Genomic DNA, 26,653 nt, shown 5'->3' with positions numbered 1-26,653 from the left:
GCTGCTTGCGCATATTTGATGGGCGCTAGCAGCTATTTTTGTATGGAATCAACGAGCCGGGTGGCCGTCAGTGCCACGTCGGCAGGCCAGGAATCAGCCAGCACCCCGTGGCGATAGCTCGCGGTGCAGGCCGCAGTCCATGCGCTGGCGGTGTGGGCCAAGGAAGCGCCGGCCATGCCCGCAAGAACGTCCCCGGTGCCGGCCACCGCGAGTTGGCCGTTGCCGGTGGGGTTGATGTGGAGCGTTTGCCGGGGCGCTGCAATCACGCTGCCTGAGCCTTTGAGAATGACCGCGCACTGCAGATGGGTGGCCAAGCGCTGGGCTGCGGCCAACCGGTCTGCTTGCACATCGGCCACGCTGCAACCCAGCAAGCGCGCTGCTTCCAGTGGGTGGGGGGTGATCAGGGTGGTGTCCGCACGGCGTTGCTGAACCAGCGATTGCAGAGTGGGAGATATGGCAATGGCATTCAGCGCATCGGCGTCCAGCACCAGGCGCGCAGATTCCTTCAGCCAGCGGGGGAGGGTGTCTGCAATTTCCTCGCCGCCCCCACATCCTGCGACTACGGTGCAGGTTTCGGGCCGCAGCGAGCCAGTGGAGCGCAGCATCAAATCAGCGGGTCGAGGGACACCAGGGCTTTCGTGCCCGGATGCCAGTAGCGCCAGATACACCCGCCCTGCGCCTGCGTGCAGCGCTGCTCGGGCAGCTAATACGGCCGCACCCTCCATACCCCCGGTGCCGCCTACGATGGCAACATCTCCGTAGCTGCCTTTGTGTGATGCGTGTGGGCGAGCAAGAGCCTCGGGTGCCGGGTTCAACCAGGCGGGCGGCGGGGTCACGTGATCTGCGCTCAAGGTGTTTAGCCAGATGTCGCCGCAGAGGTCTCGCCCTTGCGCGGTGAACTGGCCGGGCTTCAGGCCGAGCAGAGCCAGCGTGTGACTGGCACGGATGCAAGCGCCCGGTACAGCCCCGGTATCAGCATGTAAGCCGCTGGGAATGTCCGCTGAGATGACCGGGCCTTGCCCTGCGCGGATGCGTCCAATCCAGTCTGCATAGACGCTGGTGGGGGCATCCCGCAAACCGATGCTGAGCAGTGCGTCGATACATGCGTCCCAATGCACAGGTGGTTCTGAATGTATGGTTAGGCCCGCTTGGCTAGCCCTTTCCAGCGCCAGTGCTGCATCGCTGGGTAGTGCGCCGCCGCCCTCAGGCAGGCTGACGTGCACAGATTTGCCCCAGCGGTGCAGATGGAGTGCGGCTTCCAATCCATCGCCGCCGTTGTTGCCACGCCCGCAGGCGACCCACACAAGCTGGGCGTGGGGTGCGACGGCCAGCGTCAGTTGCGCTAGGGCCAACCCTGCGCGCTGCATCAAAAAGCCGGTGGGCTGGTGGTGTGCCGCTTGGGCTTCGATTAAGCGTGTGCTGGCGGTGTCAAAGAGTGGAAGGCGCGACCCCACACGAGGGCCTCCGGGCCCGGTGATCCACTCAGAATTCATAGGTTTCGCCCTCGCGGGCGAGGCGAATATCCATGTGCTGGGTGAGGGGGGCGTTGTGCCGTAGTGCCTCCGCAAATGCGGCTTCCAGTGCATCGTCGCTGCGCGTGGGTTCGTGGTGGGTACAAAAAAGCACTTTGGCCCCCGCCGCATGTGCAGTGGCAATGCTGGTGCTGAAGGTGCCATGCCCCCAGCCCTTTTTGCCGGGGTACTCGGCATCGGTGTACGAGGTGTCGGCGATGTAGACATCTACGCCGCGTATAGCATCCAAAATAGCGCGATTTTTCTCGTCGACAAAGGCTTGGTAATCCGCATAGCTTTCGTCGCCAGGTGCATAGATGTTGTACGGTGGCTCGTGGTCGCCGGTGAAAAATACGGACTTCCCGTCGCAGTCAATACGGTAGCCGAAGTCCACCACCGGGTGGTTCAGGAGGCAGGGGGTCACGGTGGCACTGCCGATTTGCACCGGCTGGTCAGGCATCAGCGTGACGTATTCGATGCGGGCTTTCATTTCCTCCTCGCGAACGGGGAAGTAGCTGTATTGCAGTTGCACTGCCATCACTTGTTCAATGCCTTTGCCCGATACCGGATCAAACCCGCCGTGCAAGCGCAGGGTGTTACCCGGGATGAAGTTCGGGATAAAGAAAGGCAGGCCTTGTATGTGATCCCAGTGCGAGTGGGTAATGAGCACATTGGCGGTCACCGGCATTTCCGCCAACAGGGTTTGCGACAGGGGAAAGATGCCGGTGCCGGCGTCGAGAATGATCAGCTCGTTGTTGTCCGTGCGGATTTCTATGCAGGTGGTATTGCCACCGTAGCGCACGGTTTTGGGGCCGGGCGATGCAATGGAACCACGTACTCCCCAAAACCTGACTTTCATACGGCGTCCTTCACAGCTTGGCGAATACTTGTGCTTCTTGGAATAGCCCGCTCAGGTTCCCAAGCGAGCTGATGACCTCATCCAGATTGCCTCCCAATCGCTTTTGAAAAGGGGCCGGTAGCTCGTCAATGCAGTGATTGCCCGCAAAGCCAAAGGCCAATCGTTTGCTGATCTGGTTGGCACCGAATACACAGGCAATCATGTCGGTGTCTTTGAGGTTATTGATGTGCTGGTGTCGTATTGCTTCTACCAACGCGGGGGCGAACCGCCATTTTTCAACCAGCATGGCGCCCACAATGGCGTGATCCGCGCCCAATGTGGATTGCAGTGCTGCATGCAGCGAGCTGCCATTCGCTGCACTTTGTGCCAGCGCTGCTTTGAGTTCTTGTGGCATGAACTGGGCAAACACCACCTTGCCAAAGTCGTGCAGCAGGCCGGCAATGAAACAGTTCATCGGGTCGGCATCATCTACTTTGAGGGCCAGTTGCTTGGCGATGCTGGCTGTGGCCAAAGAGTGCAGTAAGTATTGCTGCACGTCGAAGGCGGCACTGTTTTCTTTGGGCAGCATGCCGATGGCGGCAATGCTGAGCGCCAGATTTTTGATGGTGTTAAAGCCCAGATACACCACCGCGTGCCCGATAGAGGTGACCTGCTTGGGCAGGCTGTAGTACGCCGAGTTGACAACTTTGAGAATCTTGACGGTGACCACCGGATCTTTGTCAATCACATCGACCAAGTCTTTGGGGGTGCTGTTGACATCCCGCGTGAGCTCCAAAATGCGCTGCACGCTTTTGGGAAAGGCGGGCATGCCATCCACTGCGGCAGCGAGGCGTTGCGACAGTTCTGGGCTCATGGTGTCTCTCCCTTTGCAGTAAATGCCTCTCGGGCGGCTGGGGCGTCAGCTGTGAAAGCGCTGCGGGCTGATTAGTTCACACGGCAAACTGTTTTTCTTGCCTGCTATCTGTTCGGATAGTAACCGCGCGCTGGCGGTGGCCAATGTCCAACCATTAGCGCCATGGGCGAGGTTGAGCCACACCCCGGGCAAGCCAGCGCTGCCCACGAGTGGCAGTCCATCGGTGGTGAAGGTGCGGCTTCCTCGCCAGACCTGTGTACCGGCAGGGTAGTTGGCTGCACCGGGAAAATACTGGTCCAGGGTGCGGAAAAGTTTGTGCACCATGCGCTTGTCGTGTGCTGCGTTGGTGGGCGGATTGAGCTCTGCACCCCCGCAAACACGCAGGCGTTTGCCCAGACGGCTGATGGTGATACCTGATTGGTGGTCTTGCACTGCACTACGTGGCGCGTTCAGAGGCTCCCGGATAGCGACGCTGAGCGCGTAACTATCGATCCGTGCAGTTGGAATGTGGGCGGCGAGTTTGAGTACGTCTTGGCCCGGCAGGGCCTCTGTGCAAACGACGACTTGGTCGAAGGACGCCGTTTCTCCATCGTGCATTCGCAACTGGGGTTTTCCGTGAGAGCTAATGGAAGCTATTTCCGCATTGAATTGGTAGCTCACGCCGTTGTGTATCGCTGCTTGTTTGGCCAGCAGCGCAAATTGGCGGCAGTTCATCACGCGGTCGCCGGGAATATGAATGGCTTTTGATACCCCCTCCGCGCCATGTAGTGCGGGCTCCAAGGCATCGAGTTCGGACCTTTCTAACAAGCGGTAAGGGTGTTCGGCTTGCTTGAGGGCCTGCAGTGCTGTCGCGTAGTGTTCTAGTTCGTCGTCGCTGCTGAGCAGGATGAGTTGGCCATCACTTTGCTCTACTTCCCACTGGTGATGGGCGATCCAGGCGTCGGAAATTTCCATGCCCCATCGGGCCATTGTTTGGGTGAATTGGCTCCGCTCCAATACGACATCCGGCGAACAGGAGGCGCTTTTTGTCCATAGCCAGCGCATATTTGCAGGGCGCGTGCAGCGGGCTTTGGAAAGCTCGCGAGTGCTTTGCAGCCATCTGCTGAGGCGGTTGCCCTGCATGGCAGCTCCCGTTAGTGGGAGTGTGAAGCTATGGCTGTGGATGCCGCCGTTCGCAAAGCTGGTGCCTTCGCTCGCCGCTGCATTTTTCTCAAACACCGTCACCTGATGACCTGCCTCGGCTAACTCATAAGCAGTTGCAATACCCACAACGCCCGCACCCACGATAGCTATTTTCATTTCGACTTTCAAAATACTGATGCGGACTCCGCTTGCCTCTATTTTTTCATAGCTTTGGACCTGTTTTGGTGCTTACGTATGTGGGCGACCGGAATCCTGCCAGGGCGGCTGAAGGAGCGGTGCGGCAAAGTGCGCGTGTTATACTCGACTGGCTTTGGTGGATTCGTCCATTGAAGTAATCACAAACCATCCCCACAAGGTGTTTCCGGCGATATATATCGCCGGCGATCAGCGGGGTGGATTTCAGATCTAACCTTTGGAGTTAAAAAATGGCAGTAACAATGCGCGAAATGCTGGAAGCCGGCGTCCACTTCGGACACCAGACCCGCTTCTGGAACCCTAAGATGGCCCCGTTCATCTTCGGTCACCGTAACAAGATTCATATCATCAACCTGGAAAAATCGCTCCCGATGTTCCAGGAGGCTGCAAAGTTTGTGCGCCAGTTGTCCGCCAAGCGTGGCACCATTTTGATGGTGGGCACCAAGCGCCAAGCCCGTGAAATCGTGTCTGCTGAAGCTCAGCGCGCTGGTGTTCCTTTTGTGGACCAGCGTTGGTTGGGTGGCATGTTGACTAACTTCAAGACCGTCAAGACATCCATCAAGCGTTTGAAGGATATGAAGGTCCAGCAAGAAGCCGGTTTGGACAGCATGAGCAAAAAAGAGCAGTTGATGTTCGCTCGCGAGCTGGAGAAGCTGGAAAAAGACATCGGCGGCATTCAGGATATGAACACATTGCCTGATGCAATTTTTGTGATTGACGTCGGTTACCACAAGATTGCAATCGCCGAAGCACGCAAGTTGGGTATTCCTTTGATCGGTGTGGTGGACTCCAACCACTCTCCCGAGGGTATCGACTATGTGATCCCCGGTAACGACGACTCTTCCAAGGCGGTGACTTTGTACGCTCGTGGCATTGCGGATGCGATTCTGGAAGGCCGTGCAAATGCGATTGACGACGTGGTCAAGGCTGTTGCAGCTGAAGGCGACGATGAGTTCGTTGAAGTGAGCGAAGCTTCCGCTTAAGCACTTCTGCACCCGAAAAAGGGGGCTTCGTTGCCCCTTTTTTTTAGCCCTTATTTAAACTGTTGAAATTCGGAGAATACAAATGGCAGCAATTACAGCGAGCATGGTGGCAGAACTGCGCGGCAAGACCGATGCGCCCATGATGGAATGCAAAAAGGCTTTGACTGAAGCCGAAGGCGATATGGCCAAAGCGGAAGAAATTCTGCGTGTAAAGTTGGGTAGCAAGGCTGGTAAGGCGGCGGCCCGCGTGACCGCTGAGGGCGTTGTTGCAACCAGCATCGCCAATGGCGTTGGTGCTTTGATCGAAGTGAACTGCGAAACCGACTTCGTGACCAAGAACGACAGCTTCTTGGCACTGGCGAACACCGCTGCGGCTTTGGTGGCTGAGCATAATCCCGCGGACGTGGCTGCATTAGGTGCATTGGCTTACGAGCAAGACGGTTTTGGTCCTACTTTGGAAGATGTTCGCAAGGGCTTGATCGGCAAGATCGGCGAGAACATGACATTCCGTCGTTTTCAGCGTTTTGCTGGCTCCAGCAAGCTGGCTGCTTACCTGCACGGTACCCGTATCGGCGTCGTTGTAGAGTTCGACGGTGATGAAGCTGCTGCCAAAGACGTTGCCATGCACGTCGCAGCAATGAAGCCTGTCTCCTTGTCTGCAGACCAGGTGCCTGCTGACCTGGTGGAGCGTGAGCGTTCCGTTGCGGCTGCCAAGGCTGCAGAAGATGCTGCCGTTGCTACTGCTGCTGGCAAGCCAGTGCAGTCTGCGGAGATCGTTGCCAAGCGCATCGAAGGCGGCGTGCAAAAGTTCCTCAAGGAAGTTTCCTTGTTTAACCAGCCGTTCGTGAAAAACGACAAGCAGACCGTTGAACAAATGTTGAAGGCTGCATCGACTACTGTTAAGGGCTTCACCCTGTACGTCGTCGGCGAAGGTATTGAAAAGAAGGTAGATGATTTCGCTGCCGAAGTGGCTGCGCAAGTCGCTGCTGCCAAGCAGTCTGCCTGATTGCTACGCAATATTTGTTGTCAAATAAACGGGAGTCGTTCATGAGCCAATCCAAGCCTGCTTACAAAAGAATTTTGCTCAAGCTGTCCGGTGAGGCGCTGATGGGCGACGACCAGTTTGGTATCAATCGCGACACCATCGTCCGCATGGTTGACGAAATTGCTGATGTGACCCGGCTGGGTGTGGAAGTTGCGGTTGTTATCGGTGGCGGCAACATTTTCCGTGGTGTAGCCGGTGGCTCGGTTGGTATGGACCGTGCTACCGCAGATTACATGGGAATGTTGGCCACGGTGATGAACGCATTGGCGCTCGGCGACACTATGAACAAGGCCGGTCTGACCGCTCGCGTCATGTCTGCCATTGGCATTGAGCAGGTCGTGGAGCCTTACGTGCGCCCCAAAGCACTGCAGTATCTCGAAGAGGGCAAGGTCGTCATTTTTGCCGCAGGTACTGGCAATCCTTTCTTTACTACCGATACCGCCGCTGCATTGCGTGGTGCAGAAATAGGCGCGGAGATTGTATTGAAGGCCACCAAAGTAGATGGTGTGTACACGGCTGATCCGAAAAAAGACCCTTTAGCAATCCGTTACTCCAGCATCACGTTCAACGATGCGATGACCCAGAATTTGGGCATTATGGATGCGGCAGCTTTTGCGTTGTGTCGTGATCAAAAGTTGCCCATCAAGGTGTTTTCGATTTTCAAGCACGGTGCCTTGGAACGAGTAGTGATGGGTGAAGATGAGGGCACGTTAGTGCACGTTTGATCTCTACTTGAGTAGATGCGAGGAAACTATGTCCATTGAAGAAATCAAAAAGACACTGGACGGCAAAATGGATCAGTCCATTGCCGCTTTGAAGAACAACTTGACCAAGATTCGTACGGGTCGTGCGAATCCAGCCTTGCTCGATACCGTGCAGGTTGATTATTACGGGTCTATGGTGCCCCTCAGCCAGGTCGCCAACCTTTCTCTTTTGGACGCGCGCACGATCAGCGTTCAGCCTTGGGAAAAAAACATGGCGCCCAAAATCGAAAAAGCCATTCGCGACTCTGATCTGGGTTTGAATCCCTCCAGCATGGGAGAGTTGATTCGGGTCCCTATGCCCGCCATGACTGAGGAGCGTCGTAAAGAGCTGACCAAAGTGGTTCGTGGCGAAGGTGAAGCGGCCAAAATCGCTGTGCGTAATTTGCGTCGTGACGCTAATGAAGCAGTGAAAAAGTTGGTGAAGGACAAGCTGGCATCGGAAGATGACCAGAAGCGGTGTGAAGCGGATGTTCAAAAGGCTACCGATAAGCACATTACGGAAATCGATCGTTTGGTCTCATCCAAAGAGCAAGACATCATGGCGGTTTAACGCCGCGTCGCATGTTGAGTTCCTCAGCACCGAGCCCTCTGCATGTTGCTATCGTGATGGATGGCAACGGGCGGTGGGCATCAAAGCGTTTTCTCCCCCGCCTTGCTGGGCACAAGCAAGGCGTAGACACACTCAAGCGCATCGTTAGAGCGTGTCCATCCCGAAGTATCGGTACCCTGACGGTGTTTGCCTTCTCTTCGGAGAACTGGAGTCGGCCCGCGGAGGAAGTCTCTGGTCTGATGGACTTGCTGGCGACGGCCTTAGCTCGGGAAGTATCTCAGCTGAAAAAAGAGGGTGTTCGACTTCGGTTTGTTGGAAGCCGCTCGGGTCTTTCGGACAAGGTCAAAGCAGGCCTTGCAGCGGCGGAGTTGGATACCGTCTCCAATACGGGTCTTGAGTTGAATATTTGTTTCAACTACGGTGGACGCTGGGATATCGTGCAGGCTGCTTCAGGATTGGCTGAGCGTGGAGAGCCAATTACTGAACAAACCTTAGGTGCTGCGTTAGCTCTCTCCCCTTCGGCGGATCCTGACTTATTCATTCGTACGGGCGGGGAATACCGCATCAGCAACTTTTTGCTGTGGCAGTCCGCCTATTCAGAATTCTTTTTCAGTCCTGCCTTGTGGCCAGATTTCACTGAGCAGGATCTGGATGCGGCTATCGCCGAATACAGTGCAAGAGAGCGACGCTTCGGTAAAACATCTGAGCAAGTTCGCTGAGCGCACCAGCGCTTTTCAATAAAGGTTTCTGTATGCTGCGTTTGCGGATCCTGACGGCGATTGCACTTCTCGCTGTATTACTCCCCGCTGTCTTTTTTCCAGAAGCTTGGCTATTTGCCTCGGTAGCAGGTGTTCTGATGGCATGTGCCGCTTGGGAGTGGTTTCGCTTGAACGGTGCGGGCTCTCAAAAGGCAGTGCTGGCCGGCTTTGGTTGTGCCGTCGTTTGCGTATTTCTATGGTTCACGCACCCTCAATCCGAGTCATTGAGCTTTGTTTGGCTCACTGCTGCTGTGGTGTGGGTAGTTGGCGGCGGTGTTTTGATCCGCTCGGGTGTGATGGCCTGGGCAAGGTTGAACGCTAACGTGCGCCAGGTGATTGGTTTTGTCGTGCTGTGTATCGCCTGGCTGGCTGTGGTGGCCGCGCGCGTTCGGGGGATTAACTTTTTGTTCTCAGTGATGGCGCTGGTGTGGGTGGCAGATATTGCAGCCTATTTTGCTGGTCGCGGCTTGGGCGGAAGGTTCTTCGATCAAAAGCTGGCTCCCGATATCAGTCCGGGAAAAACTCGTGAGGGTGCGATCGGTGGGCTGGTGGGTGTTCTGTTGCTGGCATTGGGTTGGATGTGGGTGGATATGGCTTACGCAACGGGTTCTCCCAGTATGTACACCTTGGTGGCCTCCAGGCACTGGGGCTTCATGTTGCTTGCCGTCATGTTTCTGGGTGTGATGAGTATTTGTGGTGATTTGTTGGAGTCGTTGGTGAAGCGGGCAGCTGGTGCCAAAGACAGTAGCCAACTATTGCCCGGACATGGCGGCGTGCTGGACCGCATTGATGCTTTGTTGCCGGTGCTGCCGTTAGCGATGCTTCTTACAGCTTATTGAGCAGAACAGTTATGAAGTACATCACCGTGTTGGGGTCTACCGGCTCCATCGGAGTTAACACTTTGGATGTGCTTCGGCGTCATCCGGAGCAATTTTCTGTTTTTGCGTTGACGGCCTCTCGCAATGTAGATTTGTTACTAGCTCAATGTGAAGAGTTCAAACCGCGCTACGCGGTGTTAATTAGCCCGGAGCATGCGCTAAGCCTGCAGGTTCGGTTGCAGCAGGCGGGTCTATCAACAGAAGTGTTGGTCGGTGCTGCGGCGCTGGATCAAGTGGCCGCCCATTCAGATGTCGATATGGTGATGGCTGCCATCGTAGGCGCTGCTGGCCTGTCCTCCTGCATTGCTGCAGCCCTTGCTGGCAAACGACTGTTGTTAGCTAACAAGGAAGCCTTGGTGGTGGGAGGCGATGTTTTTATGAGCGCGGTGAAACAAGGCGGCGCTACCCTGCTACCTATCGATAGCGAACACTCTGCTATTTTTCAATCATTACCAGATGATCGTGCACATTGGTCATCGGTGATCGACAAACTGATACTGACGGCCTCCGGGGGGCCTTTCAGGACTTGGGGCTCGGAGCAAATTCGAGCCGCAACGCCAGAGCAAGCTTGTGCCCATCCGAACTGGGTAATGGGTCGCAAGATTTCAGTGGACTCTGCCACCATGATGAACAAGGCCTTGGAGGTGATTGAGGCCAAGTTCTTGTTTGATGTTCAGCCCCGCCAAATCGACGTGGTCATCCACCCCCAAAGCGTGGTGCACTCCATGGTTCAGTATGTGGACAATTCGGTGGTGGCCCAGCTGGGTACTCCCGATATGCGTGGACCGATTGCATACGGCTTGGCATGGCCGCAACGCGTTGTCTCTGGTTCGGCTGCGCTAGATTTTTCGAGTATGGCGGCTTTGACCTTTGAGTCCATTCATAGCGAAGCCCATCGCGCCCGTTTTCCCGGTTTGGCACTCGCGTGGGAAACTTTAGAGGGGCAGGCTGGATCTACCGTGGTACTGAATGCAGCCAATGAGATTGCCGTGGCCGCATTTTTGAATCGCGAAATCCGTTTTGATCAGATCCACGCCGTGAATACACAAACTTTGCAGCAATTGGTTTTTTCGTCGCCTATGGACCTGCCGTCCTTGGTCGCGCTGGATGCGGAGGCTCGTAGCCTTGCCACCCGGTGCTGCGCCGTTTTGCGTAACTGATTACTCCTACTTGGCATCATGCAAACGATACTGGCTTTTTTACTGGCCATTGGTTTGTTGGTCGCTGTGCACGAGTGGGGGCACTTTTATGTCGCCCGTTTGTGTGGCGTAAAAGTCCTTCGCTTTTCTATCGGCTTTGGTCCGAAGATTGGGGGGATCTCCTCCAAGAGCACGGGAACTGAGTTCGTGCTTTGTGCGATTCCGCTGGGCGGTTACGTCAAGATGCTCGATAGCCGTGAGGGGCCAGTGCCCGATCATGAGCGATTCCAGGCGTTCAATCACCAGTCGCTAAAGCGCCGTGCAGCTATTGTGGCTGCGGGGCCGCTTGCGAATTTGCTTTTAGCCATTTGCCTGTACGCCGTGGTCAACTGGCAAACTGTCCCCCAAGCCGCAGCGGTTTTGCCCAGCCCGGTGGAGGCCTCGTTGGTCGCCAAAGGCGGTTGGTCCGGTGGCGAACGCATATTGGCTGTGGGCTTCGCTCCGGAGCGTTTGGAACCTATCCGCACTTTTGATGAGTTGCGCTGGTGGTTGACCAAAGCGAGCTTGGATAAGCGCGCCCTATATCTCAGCGCACAGCCGGCAGGCGCGGTTGGGGAGAATCCCACCTTGCGCACCTTGGCGCTTGGCACACTAGGTGCCAATGCAGCAGACGCAAGTTTGTTCCAAAAAATTGGTTGGATCGCGCCGTTTTCCAAACCCGTGTTGGGGGAGGTCGCTCCCGATGGGCGTGCAGCGTCTGCAGGGTTGCGTCAAGGGGACTTGGTGGTGTCGGTGGATGGGGTGGCCGTGGGAGATGCTTATCAACTCAGAGCCTTGATCCGTAAATCGCCCGAAACGGTGTTGCACTGGCGTGTATGGCGCGATGGGCGCGAGCTGTTGTTGTCAATTCAGCCGAAGGCAGAGCAACAAGGGGGTGAGACAGTAGGGCGCGTAGGTGCGTATATTGGTGCGGCGCCTGAGATGGTCGACATCCAATATGGCTTTGTCGATGGTGGTGTCCGTGCGTTTGAAAAAACTTGGGAAATTTCCCGCATGTCCTTAGCTGCCATGGCGCAAATGCTCACAGGGCAGGTTTCGCTGCGCAACCTCAACGGCCCCCTTGCGATTGCTGACTACGCAGGCAAGTCTGCGGCATTGGGCGCTGTGCAATTTTTGAGTTTTTTGGCGCTGATCAGCATCAGCTTGGGCGTGTTGAACCTGCTGCCCTTGCCCGTCTTGGATGGGGGGCACCTGATGTATTATCTTTGGGAGGGGTTGACCGGCCGTCCGGTACCCGAGAAATGGTGGGAAATGCTTCAACGCGCAGGCATCGCGTTGTTGCTGGTGATGATGTCAATCGCCTTTTACAACGATGTTTTGCATATTTGGGGTTGAACGCGTTGCCGTTTGACTCTATCCCCGGAGACTCAACTTGAGCACACTGAAAAATCACCGCCGCGGCATGCGCTTTGCGGCTTGCAGCGGATTGTTGGCTGTTTTATTACAAAGTGCATGGGCGCTTGAGCCTTTTGCAGTTAAGGATATCCGGGTAGAGGGGTTGCAGCGGGTGGAAGCGGGCACGGTGTTCGCCTCCATCCCTGTGCGCGTGGGTGACACCTACACAGACGATAAAGCAGCGGCATCGATTCGTGCCCTGTTCGCGCTGGGGCTTTTCAAAGACGTGCGCATCGATAGCAAAGATGGCGTGCTGGTGGTCATCGTGGAAGAGCGCCCCAATGTTGCTGACGTAGATTTTTCCGGCAACCGGGAGTTTGACAAAGACGTGCTCAAACGCGCACTGCGCGACATCGGCTTGGCAGAGGGTCGCCCCTTTGACAAAGCGTTGGTAGACCGCGCAGAGCAAGAGCTGAAAAAGCAGTACATCAATAAAAGTATGTACGCCGTGGATATCGTAACGACCGTTACCCCGATTGAGCGCAACCGGGTGAACGTGAGCTTTGCGGTGACTGAGGGGGACACCGCCAAGATCAGCGATATCAATATCGTTGGGGCCAAGAGCTTTTCCGAAAGCACTCTTCGTGGCTTGTTCGATTCCGACACGGGTAATTGGCTCAGTTGGTACACCAAATCCAACCGCTATGCGCGCACCAAACTGAATGCAGATATCGAGACCCTGCGTTCTTATTATTTGGCGCGCGGTTTCCTTGAATTCAAAGTGGACTCAACCCAGGTCGCTATTTCTCCGGATAAAAAAGATATTGCGATCACCGTCAATATCACTGAAGGTGAGCAATTCGCGGTATCAAATATCAAGCTGGCAGGTAACTTTCTCGGCAAAGAGCAGGAATTTCAATCCCTGATCACTATCAAAGCGGGGGAGCCTTACAACGCCACGGACGTTGCGCAGACTACCAAAGCATTCACCGACTATTTCGCAAATTTCGGCTACGCCTTTGCTCGCGCGGAGGCGCGCACTGATATTGACCGTGCCACTAACCGCGTCGAGATCACGTTGGTCGCTGAGCCCTCACGCCGTGTGTACGTGCGACGCATCAACGTCGCCGGGAATGACCGGACGCGTGACGAAGTGATTCGTCGTGAGTTCCGTCAACTGGAAGCCGCTTGGTACGACGGCGAGAAAATTCGCCAGTCGCGCAACCGGGTGGATCGTTTAGGTTATTTCACCAACGTCGGCGTGGATACTCAAGAGGTCGCAGGCTCTCCAGACCAGGTGGACTTGACGATCACGGTTGCAGAAAAGCCCACAGGCAGCATCAGTTTGGGGGCCGGTATTTCCAGTGCCGATGGTCTGGGCCTGTCTTTTGGCTTCAAACAAGAAAATGCCTTTGGCTCGGGGAACTCTCTGGGTATTGAAGTCAACACCAGCAAGGCCAACCGCACCGTGGTGCTGAGCACCACCAATCCGTACTTCACGGACGACGGTGTGTCCCGTACTTTCGATCTTTACCAGCGCACCAGCCGCCCTTATGACGATGTGGATACATATGCCCTCGAAACCACGGGTGTAGGTGTGCGTTTCGGAGTGCCATTCTCGGACTCTGACACGGTGTATTTTGGTATCGGAGCGGACAAGACCCGGATTATTCCCGGTACTTATCTGCCCACGGTTTACCAGGATTACGCCAATGAATTCGGTTACAGCGCCACGGCAGTCCCTCTGACTATCGGGTGGTCGCGAGACACGCGCGATAGCGCCTTGGTCCCCAGCACTGGCCGCGTGATCCGCACCAATGCAGAGTGGAGCGTGGGCGGCGATATGCGCTACATCCGCGGCACCGCGCAGTATCAGCAATTTGTGCCACTGTCTCGCACCGTAACCGGCGCGTTCAACTCAGAGTTGTCCTTGGGCGCCGCAACCGGCTCTGGTTCTTACCCCATCTTTAAAAACTACTACCTAGGTGGTTTGGGCTCGGTACGCGGGTTTGAGCAGGGCAGTTTGACCACGGCAGCACAGCGTGCGGCTTCGCTCACGGCAACGGGCGGCGCGAAGAAAGTTGTGTTCAACGCCGAAGTGCTGTCCCCGTTGCCCGGTGGCGGCAACGACCGAACTCTGCGTGGTTTTGGCTTTGTAGATGCCGGCGGAATTTATGCGGTGAACGAGGCTATCCAGCTGTCTGACATGCGCGCTTCATTCGGCGTGGGTATCAGCTGGATATCGCCAGTGGGCCCCTTGCGCTTGGTGTTCGCACGCCCGTTGTCCAAGTTTGACGCAGATAAAATGCAGAACATTCAATTTCAGATTGGAACCACTTTTTAATGAAAACATTGCATGCTAAATGGGCCTTGGTGGCTCTGATGACTTTGGGTACAGCCGGTGCTTTTGCCCAGGAATCCAAGGTGGGCTACATCAACACGCAGCGTATTACGACGGAGTCGGCCCCTGCCAAGGCTGCGCAAGCAAAGCTGGAGCAAGAGTTCTCCAAGCGCCAGAAAGATTTGGCCGACTTGCAGCAATCCTTGAAGTCCATGAGCGACAAGTTCGAGCGCGACGCGCCAGCCATGTCTGAAGCGCAACGCGTGGCTCGTCAGAAGGAGTTTGCGGAACAGAATCGCGACTTCCAACGTAAGCAGCGCGAGTTTCAGGAAGACCTGAACGGCCGCCGTAACGAAGAGTTGCAAAAAGTGTTGGATGCAGCTAACCGCGCTGTCAAGCAAGTGGCCGAAGGCGAGAAATACGATTTGGTGCTGCAAGAAGTGGTTTACAGCAGTACCCGCCATGACATCACTGAGAAAGTTTTGAAAATTCTCAACGCGGGTGCCAAATAAGCTTTGACGACACCGCACGTCCATGTGAAGTCTATTTCGCTCGCCGCGCTGGTTGAAAAACTGGGTGGTGAGTTGCTCGGCTCTGCCGAGGTGCGGATCACCGGTCTGGCTCCTTTGGAGTCAGCCACCGAGTCGCAAATCAGTTTTCTCAGCAATCCCAAGTACCAGCAGCAGCTCGCCCAAACTCGCGCAGCCTGCGTGATCGTCAGCCCTGCGGTAGCAGAGTTGGCTGCGGTGCGAGGGGCTTGCATTGTTACCCCTAACCCCTATCTGTACTTCGCCAAGCTTACGCAACTGTGGCGTGCACTTATAGCGCGCGATGTTTCCGGGGTGCCTGTGATCCACCCGAGTGCGGTAGTCGACCCTCAGGCCTCTGTGGCAGCCACTGCGCGTATCGGTCCTTTGTGTGTCATTGAAGCTGGTGCATCTGTAGGCGAAGGCACGGTGTTGAAGTCCCGCGTCACCGTGGGTGAAGATTGCCATGTCGGTGATCGCTGCATCGTTCATTCTGGTGTGGTGATCGGTGCCGATGGTTTCGGCTTTGCGCAAGACGGTGGGCGCTGGGAGAAAATCGAGCAGCTGGGTGCAGTCCGCATTGGCAACGATGTGGAGATTGGTGCTAACACCTGCATCGACAGGGGCGCGCTGAGTGACACGGTGATTGAAGATGGCGTAAAGCTGGACAACCTGATCCAGATCGGCCACAACGTGCGCATAGGCGCAAACACTGCGATGGCAGGGTGTGTGGGCGTTGCGGGGTCTGCCACCATTGGGCCGAATTGCACGGTGGGCGGTGGTGCGATCATTTTGGGTCATCTGACGTTGGCTGCTGGCGTGCACATTTCGGCTGCGACGGTGGTCAGCAAATCCATTCACAAACCCGGTCACTACACGGGCATGTTTCCGATCGATGAAAACGCAAATTGGGAACGCAATGCTGCTTCTTTGAAGCAGCTGCACAGCTTGCGTGACCGCATTAAAACCTTAGAAAAAGAGAACAAGCCATGATGGATATCCACAAAATTCTGAAACAACTGCCCCACCGTTATCCCTTTTTGCTCGTGGACCGGGTGTTGGAGTTGGAGAAGGGTAAGACCATCAAGGCCCTGAAGAACGTCACCATCAACGAACCGTTCTTTGAAGGCCACTTTCCGCACCGCCCCGTGATGCCGGGCGTGCTGATGCTGGAAGCCTTGGCCCAGGCCGCAGCCTTGTTGGCGTTTGACGCTTTGGACACCGCGCCGAATGACCAGATGGTCTATTATTTTGCCGGTATTGAAGGTGCCCGCTTCAAGCGTCCTGTGGAGCCGGGTGACCAGTTGCATCTGAATGTGGAATTGCTGCGCATGAAGGCCGGCATTTTCAAGTTCAAGGCTGCGGCCATGGTGGGAGATGAGCTGGCGTGTGAAGCCGAGTTGACCTGCGCCATGCGCGCGATCAGCTAAGGGGCAGGGCGTGTCTAACGTTCACCCCACCGCGATTGTGGCGCCTGGTGCCGAGCTGGATAGCTCGGTCACCGTAGGCCCGTACACCGTCATTGGCCCGCATGTGCGTATCGGTGCCGGCACTACGGTGGGTCCGCACTGCGTGATCGAGGGGCACACCACCATAGGTGAGCACAACCGGATTTTCCAGTTCAACTCGCTGGGTGCCATTCCCCAAGACAAGAAGTACGCCGGTGAGCCGTGCGAGCTGATCATCGGGGACCGCAACACCATCCGCGAGTTTTGCACCTTCAACATCGGCTCGCCCGGCGATGCCGGTGTAACCAAGGTCGGCAATGACAACTGGATCATGGCCTACGTCCACCTCGCGCACGATTGCATGGTGGGCAACAACGTCATTTTTGCCAACAACTCGCAGCTGGCCGGTCACGTCCATGTCGGGGACTGGGTGATTTTGGGGGGCTTCACGGTCGTCCACCAGTTCGTGCGCTTGGGCGCCCACAGCATGAGCGCCATGTGTTCCTTGCTGTTCGCAGACCTGCCACCGTTTGTGATGTGCCAAGGCCAGCCGGCCGCGGCGCGTTCCATGAACTTCGAGGGTTTGCGCCGTCGTGGCTGGACGCCTGAACGCATCTCCGGCGTGAAGGCGATTCACAAGGCCTTGTACCGGGAAGACCTCGCGCTGGAGCAAGCCAAAGAACGCATGGCCGCCATGGCGCTGGAGCGCCCTGAGACGGCGCCGGACGTGGACTTGATGAACGAATTTTTGGCTGGCGTATCCGCGAACCGCGGCATCGTGCGCTGACCGTCCGTCCTCCTGAGCCTGCAATGGACAACAGCCTCCGCGCCCCGGACGCGCCAGTCATGGCCATGGTGGCGGGCGAGGCCTCTGGTGACCTGTTGGCGGGCTTGCTGCTCGCCGGTGTGCGCCAGCGTTGGTCGGGTGCGACCGCACATGGTATCGGCGGGCCGCAGATGGCTAAGCAGGGTTTTCAAGCCTGGTGGCCGCACCACAAGCTGGCAGTGCATGGCTTCAGCTGGGAGCTGCTGCGGCGCTACCGCGAAATTGTTGGCATTCGCGCGGCCTTGGGTGACCGCTTGCTGGCCGATAAGCCGGATGTGTTCATTGGCGTCGATGCGCCGGACTTCAATCTCGACCTAGAAGCACGCCTCAAAGCCCAGGGGGTGAAGACGGTGCATTTCGTTTGCCCCTCCATCTGGGCGTGGCGCCCGGAGCGGGTGGAGAAACTGCGTCGCAGCACCGACCATGTGCTGTGCATTTTTCCCTTCGAGCCGGAGCTGCTCGCAGCACACGGGATTGCGGCAACCTATGTGGGCCATCCCTTGGCGAATGTGATTCCCATGGAGCCGGATAAGGCCGCTGCGCGCCGTGCGCTGGGGCTGTCTGATGCTGATGAGGTGGTGGCCATCCTGCCGGGCAGCCGCCAGTCAGAAATCCGCCATCTGGCTTTACGGTTCTTTCGGGCTGCAGCGCTCATCCAGTCTGCGCGACCAGCTATCAAATTTATAGTGCCTGCGGTGCCAGGCTTGTTGCCGGAAATTCAGGCGATAGCGCAGCGCAGTGGCATGGCCGGGCGCTTGCAGCTGCTGACCGGCCAGTCCCACACTGCATTGGCAGCTTGTGACGTCACCCTGATTGCCAGTGGCACTGCCACGCTGGAGGCCGCCTTGTTCAAGCGCCCCATGGTGATCGGGTACCACATGTCCTGGTTGTCCTGGCAGATCATGCGCCGAAAGCGGCTGCAGCCCTGGGTGGGTTTGCCCAATATTCTGTGCCGTGACTTTGTGGTGCCGGAGCTGTTGCAGGATGCCGCTACGCCGCAAGCGCTCGCGGCTGGCGTGCTGCAGTGGTTGGATGCCGAGCGGCAAGAGCCTGCGAAAATAGCGGCCCTCGAATCCACCTTCCGCGCGCTGCACACCGAGTTGCTGCGCGACACAGCAGCCCTTGCCACCGATGCCATTGAAAAAGTCCTCCAAAGCTAAAAGCACCGGCGCTGCCAAGGTGCAGCAAGTGGCCTTCAGCTGGGACATTCCGGGTTTGATCGCTGGAGTGGACGAGGCCGGGCGCGGCCCCTTGGCCGGACCGGTGGTGGCTGCGGCGGTCATCTTGGACGACTTGCGCCCGATTGCCGGCTTGAACGACTCCAAAAAGCTCAGCGCCGCGCGCCGCGAAAAGCTGTTTGACGAAATTCGCGCTAAAGCCCTGTGCTGCTCCATCGCGCAGGCCAGTGTGCAAGAAATCGACGAGATCAACATCCTGCAAGCCACTTTGCTGGCCATGCGTCGCGCGGTAGAAGGTCTGCGCCTGAAGCCGGCCAAGGTGTTGGTCGATGGCAACCGCCTGCCAGTGCTGGATGTGCTGGCCGAGGCCATCGTCAAGGGGGATGCCACGGTGCCCGCTATTTCTGCGGCCTCCATCTTGGCCAAAGTGACCCGCGACCGCTGGTGCGCCGAGCTGGATGCCCAGTACCCCCAATACGGCTTTGCCGCCCACAAAGGCTACGGTACCGCCGAGCACCTGGCCGCCTTACAGACCCACGGTGCCTGCCCCGAGCACCGGAAAACTTTTGCGCCGGTGACCCGCGTGCTCTGAAGCGTTTATGACCGAACCCATCCTCATCAGCTCCCGCGAGAACACGCTACTCAAAGAGCTGCGCAAGCTCAGCACCGATAACACGGCCTACCGCAAGGCGGGGCGCTTCTGGATCGAGGGCGACCACCTGTGCAGCGCCGCGCTGGCGCGAGGTGTGGTGCCATCGGTGTTGGTGGTTTCAGAGTCTTTTATGCCGCTAGCGCCGGTGGAATATGCGCGAGCAGCTATCAAAATCGTAGTGATACCGGATGCCTTGTTCCGCGAAATCAGCGGACTGGAGTCGCCGGCCAAGGTCGGCTTTGTGGTCGACCTGCCAGAGGCGGTGGACATCGACCCCTTGGCGGCCACCGTCATTCTGGACCGTGTGCAGGATGCGGGCAATGTGGGCTCCATCTTGCGCAGTGCGGGGGCGTTCGGCTTCCGTCAGGTGCTGGCACTCAAGGGTTCTGCCGCACTTTGGAGCCCCAAGGTGTTGCGAGCCGGCATGGGTGCGCACTTTGGTCTCCAACTGATCGAGGGCCTGGAGTTGCAAGATCTGGATGCCTTGCAGGTGCCCTTGGTGGTGACCAGCTCGCACCAAGGCGATCTGGTGCAAAAGCTGGACTTGCCCCACCCCTGTGCATGGGCCATGGGGCACGAAGGGCAGGGCGTGTCGGATGCGCTCATGGCCAAAGCCACGGTGTTTGCCCGCATTGGCCAGCCGGGGGGGGAAGAGTCGCTCAATGTTGCGGCGGCGGCGGCGATTTGCCTGCACGCTAGCAGTTTGAAGCTTGCCTGAAACTGAATTCGGGTTTGCCCTCGGTTATAATCAGAGGCTTTCCAGAAAACAGCCGTCCCAAGCGCACCTCTGCACATTCCCTCGTAAAAAGCATCCGCCAGGAGTCCACTCCCGTGCGGCACCCGCCAAGAGCCTGTCTTGAGCGCGTTTGGGCGTACCCGTAAAACATTCGGAGAAACCAGTGCTTTTGTCTCTCAAGGGAACTACCCCACCCGCCATCCTGGCGCTCGCAGACGGCACGGTCTACATTGGCAATTCCATTGGAGCCGCAGGCTCTACCGTCGGTGAAGTCGTGTTCAACACTTCCATGACCGGCTACCAGGAGATCCTCACGGATCCCAGCTATTGCCAGCAGATCGTCACCCTGACTTACCCCCACATCGGCAACTACGGTGTCAACCCGGAAGACGTGGAGTCCCACAAAGTCTTCGCCGCCGGTTTGATCATCAAAGATCTGCCTTTGGTGGCCAGCAACTTCCGCAAAACCCAGACGCTGACCGAGTACCTCGTTGCTGAGGGTACCGTGGCGATTGCCAACATCGACACCCGCCAGCTCACCCGCCAACTGCGCACCCAAGGCGCACAAAACGGCTGCATCCTGGCATTGGCGGCCGGTGAATCGGTGACCAAAGAAGCCGTCGAAAAAGCCGTGGCTGCTGCCAAAGGCGCGCCCAGCATGGCCGGCCTGGACTTGGCCAAGGTCGTCTCCAGCGCCAGCAGCTATGCATGGACGGAAGCCGAGTGGACCCTAGGCCAAGGCTACGGCCAGCAAACCGCTCCCAAGTTCCATGTGGTGGCTTACGACTTCGGTGTGAAGAAAAACATCTTGCGCATGTTGGCCGAGCGCGGCTGCAAAGTCACGGTGGTGCCCGCGCAAACGCCTGCGGCGGATGTGCTCAAGCTCAACCCGAATGGCATCTTCCTGTCCAACGGCCCTGGCGACCCAGAGCCTTGCGACTACGCGATTGCTGCGGCCAAGGAACTCATCGAGACCGGCACGCCCACCTTCGGCATCTGCTTGGGTCATCAGATCATGGCGCTGGCCAGCGGTGCCAAGACCTTCAAGATGAAGTTCGGCCACCACGGTGCCAACCACCCCGTCAAAGACTTGGACAGCGGCCGTGTCTCCATCACCAGCCAGAACCACGGTTTTGCGGTGGATGAAAAGACCCTGCCGGCCAACCTGCGCCCCACGCATGTGAGCTTGTTTGACGGCACTCTGCAAGGTTTGGAGCGCACAGACAAACCGGCGTTCTGCTTCCAGGGCCACCCTGAAGCATCGCCCGGTCCGCACGACATCGGTTACCTGTTTGACCGCTTTATTGCTGAGATGGAAAAGAAGGCGGGCTGAGCACCATGAGCTTCTACGGTGTCACTGACCTCTGGACGTACGTGATCGGCGCTATCGGCATCATTTTGTTGCCCGGCCCGAATTCGCTGTACGTGCTGTCCGTGGCTACCGTACGCGGTGTGAAAGCGGGTTACCAAGGCGCCATGGGTGTGTTTGTGGGAGACACCATTTTGTTGTTCCTCACTGCTTTGGGCGCTGCTAGCTTGCTGCGCACCTACCCGGCGCTGTTCATGGTGGTGAAGTACGCAGGCGCGGCTTATCTGACCTGGGTTGGTTTGAATTTGCTGATCGCTGCCGTCAAAAAATGGCGCAGCGCGCAGACCGAAGACCTGTCTGCCGACACGGCCGTGGCAGAGGCGGCCGCCAATATGCAACAGCCTTTCAAGCGCGCGTTGTTCATCAGCCTGCTGAATCCGAAGGCGATTCTGTTTTTGCTCTCGTTCTTCGTGCAATTCATTGACCCGAATTACGAGACGCCGGCCATCCCCTTCCTGATTCTGGGCTCCATCATCATGGTGTTCAGCGCCCTCTACCTGTCAGCGCTGATTTTTGCCGGCGCCCGTTTGGCGCGCGGTTTCAGCCGTCGCAAGCGTTTGTCTGCCAGCCTCTCTAGTGCGGTAGGCGGCCTGTTTATGTGGTTTGGCGCCAAGCTGGCGACCGCCAGTCTGAATTAATTGAAAAGTAAAGAGCACCCGAAATGCCAAAACGTACCGACATCAAAAGCATTCTTATCATCGGCGCCGGCCCCATCATCATTGGGCAGGCCTGTGAGTTTGACTACTCCGGCGTGCAAGCATGCAAGGCTTTGCGTGAAGAGGGCTACAAGGTCATTCTGATCAACAGCAATCCCGCCACGATCATGACCGACCCGGCCACGGCCGATGTGACCTACATCGAACCCATCACCTGGCAAACCGTCGAGAAGATCATCGCCAAGGAAAAGCCCGATGCGATTTTGCCCACCATGGGTGGCCAGACCGCGCTGAACTGCGCGCTGGACCTGTGGCACCACGGCGTGCTGGACAAGTACAAGGTCGAGCTGATCGGCGCCACGCCTGAAGCCATCGACAAGGCCGAAGACCGCCTGAAGTTCAAGGACGCCATGACCAAAATCGGTCTGGGTTCTGCGCGCTCGGGCATCGCCCACAGCATGGACGAAGCGTGGGCTGTGCAAAAGACCTTGGGCTTTCCGACTGTCATCCGCCCCAGCTTTACCTTGGGTGGCACCGGCGGCGGTATCGCCTACAACTCTGAAGAGTTTGAGACCATTTGCAAGCGCGGCTTGGAAGCCTCGCCCACCAACGAGCTACTGATCGAAGAATCTCTGCTCGGCTGGAAAGAGTACGAAATGGAAGTGGTGCGCGACAAGGCGGACAACTGCATCATCGTCTGCTCGATTGAAAACTTGGACCCCATGGGCGTGCACACCGGTGACTCCATTACCGTGGCGCCTGCACAGACCCTGACCGACAAGGAATACCAGATTCTGCGTAACGCTTCTTTGGCAGTGCTGCGCGAAATTGGCGTGGATACCGGTGGCTCCAATGTGCAGTTCTCCATCAACCCCAAAGACGGCCGCATGGTGGTGATCGAGATGAACCCGCGCGTGTCGCGCTCCTCGGCGCTGGCCTCCAAAGCTACCGGCTTCCCGATTGCCAAGGTCGCAGCTAAGTTGGCCGTGGGCTTCACGCTGGACGAACTGCGCAACGACATCACCGGCGGTGCCACCCCTGCATCGTTCGAGCCTTCCATCGACTACGTGGTCACCAAGATCCCGCGTTTCGCGTTCGAAAAATTCCCGGCTGCCGACAGCCGCTTGACCACCCAGATGAAGTCGGTGGGCGAGGTCATGGCGATGGGCCGTACCTTCCAAGAGTCTTTCCAGAAAGCCTTGCGCGGCCTGGAAGTGGGCGTGGACGGCATGAACGAAAAGACCCAGGACCGCGAAGTGCTGGAAAAAGAGCTGGGCGAGCCCGGCCCCGAGCGCATCTGGTACGTGGGCGACGCATTCGCCCAAGGCATGAGCGTGGACGAAGTGTTTGCGCTGACCAAGATCGACCCCTGGTTCCTGGTGCAGATCGAGCAGATCGTTAAGTTGGAGCTTGAAATCGAGCGCCTGCCCCAGCCCGCCAGTGGCTCAGCCCTGGACAAGATTGACGCCGCCACGCTGCGCGGCCTGAAGCAAAAAGGCTTCTCTGACCGCCGTTTGGCCAAGCAATTCAAGACCACCGACAAGGCTGTGCGCGAGAAGCGCCGCGCTTTGGGCGTGCGCCCTGTTTACAAGCGCGTCGACACTTGTGCAGCGGAGTTTTCCACCAACACGGCCTACATGTACTCCACCTACGAGGCCGATGGCTCTGAGTGTGAAGCCGCGCCCACCGACAAGAAAAAGATCATGGTGCTGGGCGGTGGCCCCAACCGCATCGGCCAAGGCATTGAGTTCGACTACTGCTGCGTGCACGCCGCCTTGGCCATGCGCGAAGACGGTTACGAGACCATCATGGTCAACTGCAACCCCGAAACCGTGTCTACCGACTACGACACTTCTGACCGCCTGTACTTTGAGCCATTGACGCTCGAAGACGTGCTGGAAATTGTGGACAAAGAGAAACCCGTTGGCGTGATCGTGCAATACGGTGGCCAGACGCCTTTGAAGTTGGCGCTGGACCTTGAAGCCAATGGCGTCCCCATCATCGGCACCACGCCCGACATGATCGATGCGGCTGAAGACCGTGAGCGCTTCCAGAAGCTGTTGCATGCCCTGAACCTGCGCCAGCCACCTAACGCCACAGCGCGTACGGAGCCAGAAGCGCTGGAGAAAGCTGCTGCCTTGGGCTACCCCTTGGTGGTGCGCCCCAGCTACGTGCTGGGTGGCCGCGCCATGGAAATCGTGCACGAACAGCGCGATCTGGAGCGCTACATGCGCGAAGCCGTGAAGGTGAGCAACGACAGCCCTGTGCTGCTGGACCGCTTCCTGAATGACGCCATCGAGTGCGATGTGGATTGCATCCGCGATGCGACCGGTGACACCTTCATCGGTGGCGTGATGGAACACATAGAACAAGCCGGTGTGCACAGCGGCGACTCCGCCTGCTCACTGCCACCCTACAGCCTGCATGCAGACACTGTGACCGAGATCAAGCGCCAGACCAAAGCCATGGCCGGTGCCCTGAACGTGGTCGGTTTGATGAACGTGCAGTTTGCGATCCAAAACGTGGATGGCAAAGACGTGATTTACGTGCTGGAAGTTAATCCACGCGCCAGCCGTACGGTGCCCTTCGTCTCCAAAGCCACCGGCATCCAGTTGGCGAAGGTGGCTGCACGTTGCATGGCCGGCCAGTCCTTGGCGAGCCAAGGCATCAGCAAAGAAGTCACACCCCCGTACTTCAGCGTCAAGGAAGCGGTGTTCCCCTTCGTCAAGTTCCCCGGTGTGGACACCATCCTCGGACCTGAGATGAAGTCCACCGGTGAAGTCATGGGCGTGGGCAAGACTTTCGGAGAAGCCTTTGTGAAGAGCCAGTTGGGTGCGGGCGCCAAACTGCCACGCGGCGGCAAGGCTTTCATCTCGGTGAAGCAGACTGACAAGCCCCGCGCTGTTGAAGTGGCCCGCAAGCTGGTGTCCCTGGGCTTTGAAGTGGTGGCGACCAAGGGCACTGCGGCAGCCATCAACGCTGCCGGTGTGGCCTGCGGTGTGGTCAACAAGGTCACTGAGGGTCGTCCGCACATTGTGGACATGATCAAGAACGAGGAAATTTCCATGGTGGTGAACACCGTGGAAGAGCGTCGCAATGCGATTGCGGACTCCCGCCTGATCCGTACCTCCGCTTTGCTGGCTCGCGTGACCACTTACACCACCATTGCGGGTGCTGAGGCTGCCGTAGAGGGTATGAAGTACCTGGACAGCCTGGGCGTGATCTCTGTGCAGGAAATGCACGCAGAACTTCAAGCTTGACGGGGGCAACGACCCGCGCAGCGGCGGAGCGTGGGGGCTCAATAACTTGGCATAATCAGGCCCAACCGTAGAGGACAGTGCCGCGCGCAAGCGCCGCACTGTCCTTGTACTTTGAGGCCCCATAAAACCTAGCTAGAGACACCATGGCAACCTATCCCATTACCAAGCGCGGCGCTGAAATGCTCAAGGCCGAGCTGCACAAACTCAAGACCGTCGAGCGTCCCTCGGTGATTCAGGCGATTGCCGAAGCCCGTGCCCAGGGCGACCTGAGCGAAAACGCCGACTACGACGCGGCCAAAGAGCGCCAAGGCTTCATCGAAGGCCGCATTCAGGAAGTCGAAGGCAAGTTGTCTGCCGCCCAGGTGATTGACCCGACCACCATCCAAGCGGATGGCCGAGTGGTGTTCGGTGCCACGGTGGAGCTGGAAGACGAAGACAGCGGCCAGCAGGTCAAATATCAGATCGTCGGAGAAGACGAGGCGGATCTGAAGCAAGGCTTGATCAACATCAGCAGCCCTATTGCCCGCGCCTTGATCGGCAAGGTAGAGGGCGACACCGCTGTGGTGCAAGCCCCCGGCGGCGAGCGCGCCTACGAGGTGGTAGCGGTCCACTACATCTGATGCGGCAGCTCCCGGTCTGGTTGGCGGCCGCGTGGGCTATGAGCCTGACGCTGCTGGGTTTTTTGGTGGTGCCCATGCTGTTTGTGCACCTGCCTACCCCGGCCATGGCCGGTCAAATGGCGGCCAAACTGTTCAGTGCCCAGACGTGGGTGTCGATCGCTTGCGGCGCCACCTTATTAATGGTTTTTAGGTCAAATCGGCCGCTAGTGCCGGTGGAATATGCGCGAGCCGCTACACTTTTTGTGGTGGGTGGCGTCTTGCTGGCTTTGCTGGTGGAGTTGGCGGTGGCTCCCCGAATCGTTGCCCGGGAGAACCTGGCCTTGTGGCACCGTTTGGGCAGTGCCATGTACTTTGCGCAGTGGGTATGTGCGCTGGTGGTGTTCAAACAGATGATTTCCGCGCTCGCTCCCGTCAACACGGCCAGCGATACGCAGGCATAAAAAAACCGGAGCTTGCGGCTCCGGTTGTCAGTAGAAAAATCCGTATCAGGTCTGGCTGCGTTTCTTGACGCTGGTTTTTGGCTTCGGCTTGGCGCGCTTGATGTTGCCACCGGGCGTGAGGCGCTGGTTGCCGAGTACACGCAGGGTTTTGACTTCGGGGCGGGTGCCGGGGCGGCCGAACTTCAACACTTTGAAGTCGCGGGGGCCGGGCATGCGGTCTTCATCGACGGCTTTTTCCTTTACCGCCTTGGGGCGCCATAGCACCAGCAATTTTCCGATGTGCTGGATGGGCGCCGCATTGAGCTCGTCCGCCAGGGTTTTGAACATCTCGTCGCGGGCAACGCGGTCATCAGAAAACACACGGACTTTGATCAGTCCGTGGGCGTTCAGGGCAGCGTCGATTTCTTTTTTTACGTTGGCAGTCAGGCCATCGCCACCGACCAGAACGACGGGGTCCAGGTGGTGGGCTTCAGCGCGGTGTTCTTTGCGCTGAGCGGGTGTCAATTGGATTTGGGGCATATGGGTAT

At 57.8% G+C, this 26,653-nt stretch carries 26 protein-coding genes; 21 read left to right on the top strand and 5 right to left on the bottom strand.

Going from position 1 to position 26,653, the window contains the following annotated elements; genetic code table 11:
• Positions 1-32 precede the first annotated feature (32 nt).
• The 4 genes from FDM28_RS14195 to FDM28_RS14180 are packed head-to-tail and all read right to left on the bottom strand — an operon-like array spanning position 33 to position 4,522.
• Positions 33-1,493, bottom strand: a complete 1,461-nt coding sequence (locus tag FDM28_RS14195) for an NAD(P)H-hydrate dehydratase (protein ID WP_138516153.1) — start codon at positions 1,491-1,493, stop codon at positions 33-35.
• Positions 1,483-2,370: an MBL fold metallo-hydrolase gene (locus FDM28_RS14190; RefSeq protein ID WP_138516151.1), complete on the bottom strand. Its 888-nt coding sequence runs from the start codon at positions 2,368-2,370 to the stop codon at positions 1,483-1,485. Before FDM28_RS14190 ends, FDM28_RS14195 begins: the two co-directional genes overlap by 11 nt.
• A 10-nt stretch (positions 2,371-2,380) precedes the next feature.
• On the bottom strand, positions 2,381-3,223 hold the full coding sequence (locus FDM28_RS14185; RefSeq protein WP_138516149.1) for an HDOD domain-containing protein: 843 nt from the start codon (positions 3,221-3,223) through the stop codon (positions 2,381-2,383).
• Between the two features lie 45 nt (positions 3,224-3,268).
• Entirely contained in the window at positions 3,269-4,522 is a 1,254-nt protein-coding gene (locus FDM28_RS14180) for an NAD(P)/FAD-dependent oxidoreductase (RefSeq protein ID WP_138516147.1), read from the bottom strand.
• A 269-nt stretch (positions 4,523-4,791) separates the two neighbouring features.
• Between FDM28_RS14180 and rpsB the strand changes: the two genes are divergently transcribed.
• The 21 genes from rpsB (at position 4,792) to FDM28_RS14075 (ending at position 26,126) form a co-directional block, all read left to right on the top strand.
• Positions 4,792-5,544, top strand: a complete 753-nt coding sequence (gene rpsB / locus FDM28_RS14175) for a 30S ribosomal protein S2 (RefSeq protein WP_138516146.1) — start codon at positions 4,792-4,794, stop codon at positions 5,542-5,544.
• 82 nt (positions 5,545-5,626) lie between these two features.
• Positions 5,627-6,550, top strand: a complete 924-nt coding sequence (gene tsf, locus FDM28_RS14170; protein WP_138516144.1) for a translation elongation factor Ts — start codon at positions 5,627-5,629, stop codon at positions 6,548-6,550.
• 41 nt (positions 6,551-6,591) lie between these two features.
• The gene (gene pyrH, locus FDM28_RS14165) at positions 6,592-7,314 is read left to right on the top strand and encodes a UMP kinase (protein WP_138516143.1); all 723 of its coding nucleotides are present in this window, start codon (positions 6,592-6,594) and stop codon (positions 7,312-7,314) included.
• 28 nt (positions 7,315-7,342) lie between these two features.
• The gene (frr, locus tag FDM28_RS14160; protein ID WP_138516142.1) at positions 7,343-7,903 is read left to right on the top strand and encodes a ribosome recycling factor; all 561 of its coding nucleotides are present in this window, start codon (positions 7,343-7,345) and stop codon (positions 7,901-7,903) included.
• 11 nt (positions 7,904-7,914) lie between these two features.
• Complete coding sequence (gene uppS / locus FDM28_RS14155; RefSeq protein ID WP_138516141.1) at positions 7,915-8,622, top strand: polyprenyl diphosphate synthase; 708 nt, start codon at positions 7,915-7,917, stop codon at positions 8,620-8,622.
• A 32-nt stretch (positions 8,623-8,654) separates the two neighbouring features.
• Entirely contained in the window at positions 8,655-9,500 is an 846-nt protein-coding gene (locus FDM28_RS14150) for a phosphatidate cytidylyltransferase (RefSeq protein ID WP_138516140.1), read from the top strand.
• 11 nt (positions 9,501-9,511) lie between these two features.
• Positions 9,512-10,699: a 1-deoxy-D-xylulose-5-phosphate reductoisomerase gene (gene dxr, locus FDM28_RS14145; protein WP_138516139.1), complete on the top strand. Its 1,188-nt coding sequence runs from the start codon at positions 9,512-9,514 to the stop codon at positions 10,697-10,699.
• A gap of 15 nt (positions 10,700-10,714) precedes the next feature.
• A complete protein-coding gene (rseP, locus tag FDM28_RS14140) occupies positions 10,715-12,073 on the top strand; it encodes an RIP metalloprotease RseP (RefSeq protein WP_138516138.1) in 1,359 nt (452 codons plus the stop codon).
• Between the two features lie 46 nt (positions 12,074-12,119).
• Positions 12,120-14,417 carry an outer membrane protein assembly factor BamA gene (gene bamA / locus FDM28_RS14135; protein WP_420853029.1) on the top strand — a complete coding sequence of 766 codons (2,298 nt, stop codon included), beginning with the start codon at positions 12,120-12,122 and terminating at the stop codon, positions 14,415-14,417.
• A complete protein-coding gene (locus tag FDM28_RS14130; protein ID WP_138516137.1) occupies positions 14,417-14,926 on the top strand; it encodes an OmpH/Skp family outer membrane protein in 510 nt (169 codons plus the stop codon). Before bamA ends, FDM28_RS14130 begins: the two co-directional genes overlap by 1 nt.
• 24 nt (positions 14,927-14,950) lie before the next feature.
• Positions 14,951-15,934, top strand: coding sequence for a UDP-3-O-(3-hydroxymyristoyl)glucosamine N-acyltransferase (lpxD, locus tag FDM28_RS14125; RefSeq protein ID WP_138516136.1), 984 nt, complete (start codon positions 14,951-14,953; stop codon positions 15,932-15,934).
• The gene (fabZ, locus tag FDM28_RS14120; protein WP_138516135.1) at positions 15,931-16,371 is read left to right on the top strand and encodes a 3-hydroxyacyl-ACP dehydratase FabZ; all 441 of its coding nucleotides are present in this window, start codon (positions 15,931-15,933) and stop codon (positions 16,369-16,371) included. The genes lpxD and fabZ overlap by 4 nt, the downstream gene beginning before the upstream one ends.
• A gap of 10 nt (positions 16,372-16,381) precedes the next feature.
• Positions 16,382-17,176 (top strand): acyl-ACP--UDP-N-acetylglucosamine O-acyltransferase, encoded by a 795-nt coding sequence (gene lpxA / locus FDM28_RS14115; RefSeq protein ID WP_138516133.1) that lies wholly within the window; start codon positions 16,382-16,384, stop codon positions 17,174-17,176.
• Between the two features lie 65 nt (positions 17,177-17,241).
• Entirely contained in the window at positions 17,242-18,375 is a 1,134-nt protein-coding gene (gene lpxB / locus FDM28_RS14110; RefSeq protein WP_138516346.1) for a lipid-A-disaccharide synthase, read from the top strand.
• The gene (rnhB, locus tag FDM28_RS14105) at positions 18,347-18,985 is read left to right on the top strand and encodes a ribonuclease HII (protein WP_138516131.1); all 639 of its coding nucleotides are present in this window, start codon (positions 18,347-18,349) and stop codon (positions 18,983-18,985) included. Before lpxB ends, rnhB begins: the two co-directional genes overlap by 29 nt.
• Positions 18,986-18,992: 7 nt before the next feature.
• Positions 18,993-19,763, top strand: a complete 771-nt coding sequence (locus FDM28_RS14100; protein ID WP_138516129.1) for a TrmH family RNA methyltransferase — start codon at positions 18,993-18,995, stop codon at positions 19,761-19,763.
• 181 nt (positions 19,764-19,944) lie between these two features.
• Entirely contained in the window at positions 19,945-21,114 is a 1,170-nt protein-coding gene (carA, locus tag FDM28_RS14095; protein WP_138516127.1) for a glutamine-hydrolyzing carbamoyl-phosphate synthase small subunit, read from the top strand.
• A 5-nt stretch (positions 21,115-21,119) separates the two neighbouring features.
• A complete protein-coding gene (gene leuE / locus FDM28_RS14090) occupies positions 21,120-21,788 on the top strand; it encodes a leucine efflux protein LeuE (protein WP_138516125.1) in 669 nt (222 codons plus the stop codon).
• A 23-nt stretch (positions 21,789-21,811) separates the two neighbouring features.
• On the top strand, positions 21,812-25,066 hold the full coding sequence (carB, locus tag FDM28_RS14085) for a carbamoyl-phosphate synthase large subunit (protein ID WP_138516123.1): 3,255 nt from the start codon (positions 21,812-21,814) through the stop codon (positions 25,064-25,066).
• A 143-nt stretch (positions 25,067-25,209) separates the two neighbouring features.
• Positions 25,210-25,686, top strand: a complete 477-nt coding sequence (gene greA / locus FDM28_RS14080; RefSeq protein ID WP_138516121.1) for a transcription elongation factor GreA — start codon at positions 25,210-25,212, stop codon at positions 25,684-25,686.
• Positions 25,686-26,126: a DUF4149 domain-containing protein gene (locus FDM28_RS14075; protein WP_138516119.1), complete on the top strand. Its 441-nt coding sequence runs from the start codon at positions 25,686-25,688 to the stop codon at positions 26,124-26,126. Before greA ends, FDM28_RS14075 begins: the two co-directional genes overlap by 1 nt.
• 45 nt (positions 26,127-26,171) lie before the next feature.
• Here the strand turns inward: FDM28_RS14075 and FDM28_RS14070 are convergent, their stop codons facing one another.
• Positions 26,172-26,645, bottom strand: coding sequence for a YhbY family RNA-binding protein (locus tag FDM28_RS14070; RefSeq protein ID WP_138516118.1), 474 nt, complete (start codon positions 26,643-26,645; stop codon positions 26,172-26,174).
• Positions 26,646-26,653 lie beyond the last annotated feature (8 nt).

It is taken from the genome of Rhodoferax bucti (assembly GCF_005876985.1).
GTDB classification, from domain to species: domain Bacteria; phylum Pseudomonadota; class Gammaproteobacteria; order Burkholderiales; family Burkholderiaceae_C; genus Allorhodoferax; species Allorhodoferax bucti.
Note: the sequence above shows the minus strand (reverse complement) of the source record. Positions and strands in the feature narration are given on the sequence as shown.

Excerpts from the sequence above, each read along its gene's own strand:
- FDM28_RS14195 (WP_138516153.1), bottom strand. The coding sequence starts at position 1,493 with ATGAATTCTGAGTGGATCACCGGGCCCGGAGGCCCTCGTGTGGGGTCG.
- FDM28_RS14190 (WP_138516151.1), bottom strand. The coding sequence starts at position 2,370 with ATGAAAGTCAGGTTTTGGGGAGTACGTGGTTCCATTGCATCGCCCGGC.
- FDM28_RS14185 (WP_138516149.1), bottom strand. The coding sequence starts at position 3,223 with ATGAGCCCAGAACTGTCGCAACGCCTCGCTGCCGCAGTGGATGGCATG.
- FDM28_RS14180 (WP_138516147.1), bottom strand. The coding sequence starts at position 4,522 with ATGAAAATAGCTATCGTGGGTGCGGGCGTTGTGGGTATTGCAACTGCT.
- rpsB (WP_138516146.1), top strand. The coding sequence starts at position 4,792 with ATGGCAGTAACAATGCGCGAAATGCTGGAAGCCGGCGTCCACTTCGGA.
- tsf (WP_138516144.1), top strand. The coding sequence starts at position 5,627 with ATGGCAGCAATTACAGCGAGCATGGTGGCAGAACTGCGCGGCAAGACC.
- pyrH (WP_138516143.1), top strand. The coding sequence starts at position 6,592 with ATGAGCCAATCCAAGCCTGCTTACAAAAGAATTTTGCTCAAGCTGTCC.
- frr (WP_138516142.1), top strand. The coding sequence starts at position 7,343 with ATGTCCATTGAAGAAATCAAAAAGACACTGGACGGCAAAATGGATCAG.
- uppS (WP_138516141.1), top strand. The coding sequence starts at position 7,915 with ATGTTGAGTTCCTCAGCACCGAGCCCTCTGCATGTTGCTATCGTGATG.
- FDM28_RS14150 (WP_138516140.1), top strand. The coding sequence starts at position 8,655 with ATGCTGCGTTTGCGGATCCTGACGGCGATTGCACTTCTCGCTGTATTA.
- dxr (WP_138516139.1), top strand. The coding sequence starts at position 9,512 with ATGAAGTACATCACCGTGTTGGGGTCTACCGGCTCCATCGGAGTTAAC.
- FDM28_RS14130 (WP_138516137.1), top strand. The coding sequence starts at position 14,417 with ATGAAAACATTGCATGCTAAATGGGCCTTGGTGGCTCTGATGACTTTG.
- fabZ (WP_138516135.1), top strand. The coding sequence starts at position 15,931 with ATGATGGATATCCACAAAATTCTGAAACAACTGCCCCACCGTTATCCC.
- lpxB (WP_138516346.1), top strand. The coding sequence starts at position 17,242 with ATGGTGGCGGGCGAGGCCTCTGGTGACCTGTTGGCGGGCTTGCTGCTC.
- rnhB (WP_138516131.1), top strand. The coding sequence starts at position 18,347 with ATGCCATTGAAAAAGTCCTCCAAAGCTAAAAGCACCGGCGCTGCCAAG.
- FDM28_RS14100 (WP_138516129.1), top strand. The coding sequence starts at position 18,993 with ATGACCGAACCCATCCTCATCAGCTCCCGCGAGAACACGCTACTCAAA.
- leuE (WP_138516125.1), top strand. The coding sequence starts at position 21,120 with ATGAGCTTCTACGGTGTCACTGACCTCTGGACGTACGTGATCGGCGCT.
- carB (WP_138516123.1), top strand. The coding sequence starts at position 21,812 with ATGCCAAAACGTACCGACATCAAAAGCATTCTTATCATCGGCGCCGGC.
- greA (WP_138516121.1), top strand. The coding sequence starts at position 25,210 with ATGGCAACCTATCCCATTACCAAGCGCGGCGCTGAAATGCTCAAGGCC.
- FDM28_RS14075 (WP_138516119.1), top strand. The coding sequence starts at position 25,686 with ATGCGGCAGCTCCCGGTCTGGTTGGCGGCCGCGTGGGCTATGAGCCTG.
- FDM28_RS14070 (WP_138516118.1), bottom strand. The coding sequence starts at position 26,645 with ATGCCCCAAATCCAATTGACACCCGCTCAGCGCAAAGAACACCGCGCT.